A 5,902-nucleotide genomic window follows, 5' to 3' on the forward strand; every position below is an offset into this window, starting at 1 on the left:
GGCCGCCACCGTGCCGCCCGCTCCGCGAGCGGGATGGGCCGCATCGTCGCCGGCGCCGTGGCCGGTGCCGCTCTCACCGGTGGCGTCGCGATGGCCGCGGCCCCCGCCGCGTCCGCCCAGTCCGCCGACATCGACGTCAACCAGCTCGGCCAGATGGCCCAGGAGTTCGCGCAGGGCATCGGCCTGAACGAGGCGCAGCTGCGGGAGTACGCCATCGATCCCGCGATGTTCGGTTCGCTCGGTTCGCCGTCCGCCGCCGTCGGCGGTGCCCACGCCCCGACCTTCGGCCCCATCACCTCGGGCTTCGGTCCGCGCTGGGGGACCTTCCACAACGGCACCGACTTCGGTGCCCCGATCGGTACGCCGATGTTCGCCGCCAAGTCCGGCACGGTCGTCGCCGCCGGCCCGGCCTCGGGCTACGGACTGTGGATCCGCATCCAGACCGACGACGGGTACCTGCTCGAGTACGGCCACAACGACCAGAACTACGTCTCGGTGGGCCAGCGCGTCCACGCCGGTCAGGTCATCGGCACCGTGGGCAACCGCGGGTACTCGACCGGCCCGCACCTGCACTTCGGCGTGCGCAACCCCGCCGGCCAGTGGATCGACCCCGTGCCGTGGCTGCGTGCCAACGGCGTCGCCGTCTGATCGGACCCCTCGAGCAGACCGCTCGACCCGCCGGAGCCCCGGACACCACAGGTGTCCGGGGCTCCGGTCGTTTCGCGTGCAGACGAATGGCCGGTCCTGCATATGTGGCAGGGTGGGAGGGGTCCGGGCCGGGGCTCCGCCTGATCCGGCCCCGAGCCGAACCGACCTCGAGGAGAAACTGGGTATGTCACAGACCGTCAGGGGCGTCATCGCCCGTACCAAGGGTGCGGATGTCGAGCTCGTCGACGTCGTCGTCCCCGATCCGGGACCGAACGACGTCGTCGTCCGCGTGCAGGCGTGCGGCGTCTGCCACACCGATCTGGCCTACCGCGACGGCGGCATCAACGACGAGTACCCCTTCCTGCTCGGTCACGAGGCCGCGGGGATCGTGGAGACCGTCGGTGACCGGGTGACGCACGTGGCCGAGGGCGACTTCGTGGTGCTGAACTGGCGCGCGGTCTGCGGCGAGTGCCGGGCCTGTAAGCGCGGCCAGCAGCAGTACTGCTTCGCCACGCACAACGCGTCCAGGAAGATGACCCTCACCGACGGCACGGAGCTCAGCCCGGCGCTCGGTATCGGTGCGTTCATCGACAAGACCCTCGTCCACGAGGGGCAGTGCACCAAGGTGGACCCGGCGGCCGATCCGGCCGTCGCGGGACTGCTGGGCTGCGGCGTGATGGCCGGCCTCGGGGCCGCGGTCAACACGGGCAACGTCACGCGCGGCCAGTCCGTCGCCGTGATCGGGTGCGGCGGTGTCGGCATCGCCGCGGTCGTGGGTGCCCGCCTGGCGGGGGCCTCGACCATCGTCGCCGTGGACCTCGACGACACCAAGCTCGAGTGGGCGCGCGAGTTCGGGGCCACCGACGTGGTCAACTCCTCCGGCACGGACCCCGTGGCCGCCATCCAGGAACTCACGGGCGGCTTCGGCGCCGACGTGGTGATCGACGCGGTCGGTCGGCCCGAGACCTACGAGCAGGCCTTCTACGCCCGTGACCTCGCGGGCACGGTGGTCCTGGTGGGCGTGCCCACGCCCGAGATGCGGCTGGAGATGCCGCTTCTCGACTTCTTCGGCCGCGGGGGTTCGCTCAAGTCCTCCTGGTACGGCGACTGCCTCCCCGAGCGCGATTTCCCGATGCTGGTCGACCTGCATCTGCAGGGGCGGTTGCCGCTGGAGAAGTTCGTCAGCGAACGCATCGGTCTGGACGCGGTCGAGGCCGCGTTCGGCGCCATGAAGTCCGGATCCGTCCTCCGATCGGTGGTGACCCTGTGAGCGAGACGTACACGAGTGCCGGCAATGCCGGTGGCCTGCGTATCGAGAAGGTCGTGACGAGCGGCGTCTTCGCCCTCGACGGCGGCGAGTGGGAGGTGGACAACAACATCTGGATCCTCGGTGACGACTCCGAGGTGTACGTCATCGACGCCGCCCACACCGCCCAGCCGATCATCGACGCGGTGGCCGGGCGCACGGTCAAGGGCATCCTGTGCTCGCACGCCCACAACGACCACATCACCGTCGCCCCGGAGCTCGCCCGCGAGCTCGACACCCGGGTCTTCGTCCACCCCGGCGACCAGATGCTGTGGGAGGAGACCCACCCGACGGTCGCCCACGAGGACCTCGAGGACGGGCAGGTCTTCCAGATCGCCGGGACCGGGTTCACGGTCATGAACACCCCCGGCCACTCGCCGGGCTCGTGTGTCTTCCACGTCCCCGAGGCGGGCGTCCTGTTCTCCGGCGACACCCTGTTCTCCGGAGGGCCCGGTGCCACGGGACGGTCGTACTCCGATTTCCCGACCATCATCACCTCGATCCGCGACCGGATCCTCACCCTGCCCGCCGAGACCCTGGTCCACACCGGCCACGGTGACGGCACGAAGGTGGGCGAGGAGTCCCCACATCTGGAGGAGTGGATCGCCCGGGGCAGCTGACCGGGCACGATGGGGGGATGACGACGACGGACCGCGCCCCGGAGACGGACCGGCGCACCCCCTGGCACACACTGTCCACCGCAGAGGTGGTCTCCCGCCTCGGCGCGGGGTCGAACGGCCTGACCCGCGCCGAGGCGTCGCGTCGTCTCGCCGAGCACGGTCCCAACACCCTGCCGGTGGCGGCCGGGGTGCCGGCCTGGAGACGGGTCCTGCGGCTGCTCCGCGACCCCATGATCATGGTTCTCGCGGTGGCCGCCGTGGTGAGCGCCGTGATCTCGCGCGAGTGGGAGACCCCGGTCGTCATCCTCCTGGTGGTGGTGCTCAACACCGTGCTGAACTACGTCCAGGAGACCCGCGCCGAGGAGAGCCTTGCCGCGTTGCGCGACATGGCGGTGCCGCACAGCCGGGTGGTGCGGGACGGCGCCGAGGTGGAGGTGGACAGCGCGGACCTCGTCCCGGGGGACGTCGTGGTGGTGGAATCCGGCGACCGGGTCCCCGCTGACGGTCGGGTCCTCGAGGCCTCCCGGTTCCAGGTGGCGGAGTCGGCCCTGACCGGCGAGTCGGTCCCCGTGGACAAGGCGGCGGATGCTGTGGCCGCCGCGGACGCGCCGCTCGGTGACCGCACCGGCATGGTGTTCATGAACACCGAGGTCACCCGCGGTCGGGCGCGCGTGGTGGTCACGGGGACCGGTGAGCGCACGGAGATGGGGGCGATCGCCGAGCTGCTCGGCGGGGCGGGCGGTGAGCAGACGCCGCTCCAACGGCGGATCGGGGTCCTGGCCCGGGTCCTCACCGTGATCGCGCTGGTCGTGGTGACGCTGGTGATGGGGATCGGACTGGTGCGCGGGCAGTCCTGGGAGGACATGCTCCTCAGCGCGGTCTCGCTCGCCGTGGCCACCATCCCGGAGGGCCTCACCGCCGTGGTGGCGTTCACCCTCGCGATGGGCGCCGCGAGGCTCGCCCGTGAGGGGGCGATCATCAAGAACCTCGCGGCGGTGGAGACCCTCGGGTCGACCAGCCACATCGCCACGGACAAGACCGGGACCCTCACCCTCAACGAGATGACCGTGACGCGGATCGTCGCGGGCGGTTCCGCCTACACCGTCACCGGGACCGGATACGAGGCGACCGGCACGGTCCTGTCGTCCGATCCGGATGCCGTTCCGGACCTCCGGAGGGCGGCGGTCGCCATGACGCTGTGCAACGACGCGATCGTGACCGACGGCGAACTCGTCGGCGACCCCACCGAGGGCGCTCTCCTCGTGGCCGCCACCAAGTGCGGGCTCGACGTGGAGGGACTGCGTGCCGCACGGCCGCGGGTGGCCCAGGTGCCCTTCGACTCCGACCACAGGTTCATGGCCACCGTCAACCGCTCACCGGGCGGGGAGCTCGCGCTCAGCGCCAAGGGCGCGACCGGTGCGCTGCTGCCCCGGTCGACCCACGTGTGGAACGGCACGGACGCCGTGGAGCTCACCGACGAGCTGCACGAGGCGATCCGTCTCGCGACCGAAGAGCTCGCGGAGCGGGGCCTGCGGACCCTGCTCGTGGCGGGGCGCCCGTTCGAGTCGGCACCAGGCGAGGACGGATCCGGCGAGACCGGAGTAGATGAGAGCGTGCTCCTCGACGAGGTGCGCGGCCTGACCGTGTTCGCCGTGGTCGGCATCGTCGACCCGCCCCGGTCCGAGGCCGCCGAGGCCATCCGGGTGGCACGCGAGGCGGGCATCTCGGTTCACATGATCACCGGCGACCACCTCGTCACGGCCTCGTCGATCGCCCGTGACCTGGGGATCGAGGGGGAGGCGGTGCGAGGGGTCGATCTCGACGGGATCGACGACGACGAGCTGACCGAACGTGCCCCCGGCCTGGGAGTCCTGGCCCGGGTGTCCCCCGAGCACAAGATCCGGATGGTCCGGGCCCTGCAGTCCGGCGGGGACGTGGTGGCCATGACCGGGGACGGCGTCAACGACGCACCCGCGCTGAGTCAGGCCGACATCGGGATCGCGATGGGGATCACCGGCACCGACGTGTCCAAGGGTGCGGCCGACATGGTGCTCACGGACGACAACTTCGCGACCATCGTCTCGGCCGTCGAGCAGGGCCGCGGAATCTACGACAACATCGTGAAGTTCGTGAAGTTCCAGCTCACCACCGCGTGGGCGTTCGTTCTGGTGTTCCTCGCCAGCGGGCTGTTCGGGTTGGCGGCCGTGCCGTTCACCGCCCTGCAGGTCCTGCTGGTCAACATCGTCATGGACGGCCCGCCCGCCATGGCGCTGGGTGTGGAGCCCGTGGAGAAGAACGCGATGCGGCGGCCGCCCCGACCCGCGGACGAGCAGATCCTCACCCCGTCACGACTGGTGCGGATCCTGTGGCTGGGCGTGGTCATGGCCACCGGGACACTGCTGGTCCTCGCGTTCGCGGAGACGCTGTTCCCCGAGCGCGCGGGCGTGCCGTTGTTCGCCACCACCCTCGCCTACGCCGCCTTCGTGTTCTTCCAGGTGTTCAACCTGATGAACGTCCGCTCCACGGACGGCTCGGTGTTCTCCCGGGACATGGCGCACAACGCCCCGATCTGGGTGGCACTGGCGGCGGTCCCGCTGCTGTTGGTGGCCGTGGTCCAGGTGCCCTTCCTCCAGGGGATCTTCGACACCACCCCGCTGCACGCGGACGAGTGGCTGTTGGCGGTCGCGGTGGGCTCGTCGATCCTCTGGCTCGAGGAGCTCCGGAAGATCGGGGCGAGGTGGCGCGCTCGGCGGTACGAGGGATCGGGCACGATGGTGGTGGTCTGACGCGCCCCTGTCGAGGGCGCCGCCACCGGCGATTCCGGCGGGCGCGACGTGGTCAGGCAGAGGAGGAGTCACGATCATGGGCAGGGTCACCGCCAGCAACACCATCGTCATCGAGGCGCCCGTCGCGACCGTGACGGCCGCGATCGCGGACTACGCCCAGGTCCGTCCCCGGATCCAGCCCGAGCAGTTCACCGCGTACAGGTTGATCGAGGGCGGCCAGGGGCACGGCACCGTGGCGGCGTGGAACCTCCAGGCCACCAAGAAGCGCAGCCGGGACGTCAAGGCCACGGTGACCGTGGACGAGGCCGCGGCGCACTGGTCGCTGGTGGAGAAGGACGCCAACTCGTCCATGGCCACCACCTACACGGTCCGCGAGGCCACCGGCGGTGCGCTGGTGGAGATGACCACGTCGTGGGACGGGGCCGGGGGAGTGGGCGGGTTCTTCGAGCGGACCTTCGCCCCGGCCGGGCTCAAGCGGATCCAGCACCAGTTGTTGGCCAACCTCAAGGCCGACGTCGAGGGGTGAGCCCCGAATCAGGCGC

5 protein-coding genes are annotated in these 5,902 nt (G+C 70.9%); all 5 read left to right on the plus strand.

Annotation, left to right across the window (positions count from 1 at the left end; translation table 11 throughout):
* On the plus strand, positions 1-648 hold a 648-nt coding region (locus tag G6018_RS03360; protein ID WP_182638717.1), incomplete at its 5' end, for a M23 family metallopeptidase.
* Between the two features lie 184 nt (positions 649-832).
* A complete protein-coding gene (locus tag G6018_RS03365; RefSeq protein ID WP_182610101.1) occupies positions 833-1,918 on the plus strand; it encodes an S-(hydroxymethyl)mycothiol dehydrogenase in 1,086 nt (361 codons plus the stop codon).
* A complete protein-coding gene (locus G6018_RS03370; protein ID WP_182610100.1) occupies positions 1,915-2,574 on the plus strand; it encodes an MBL fold metallo-hydrolase in 660 nt (219 codons plus the stop codon). The genes G6018_RS03365 and G6018_RS03370 overlap by 4 nt, the downstream gene beginning before the upstream one ends.
* 17 nt (positions 2,575-2,591) lie before the next feature.
* Complete coding sequence (locus G6018_RS03375; protein WP_182638718.1) at positions 2,592-5,360, plus strand: cation-translocating P-type ATPase; 2,769 nt, start codon at positions 2,592-2,594, stop codon at positions 5,358-5,360.
* A gap of 76 nt (positions 5,361-5,436) precedes the next feature.
* Complete coding sequence (locus tag G6018_RS03380; RefSeq protein WP_095717251.1) at positions 5,437-5,886, plus strand: SRPBCC family protein; 450 nt, start codon at positions 5,437-5,439, stop codon at positions 5,884-5,886.
* The last annotated feature ends 16 nt before the right edge of the window (positions 5,887-5,902 follow it).

The sequence above is a fragment of the Dietzia sp. DQ11-44 genome (assembly GCF_014145205.1).
Lineage (GTDB): Bacteria > Actinomycetota > Actinomycetes > Mycobacteriales > Mycobacteriaceae > Dietzia > Dietzia natronolimnaea.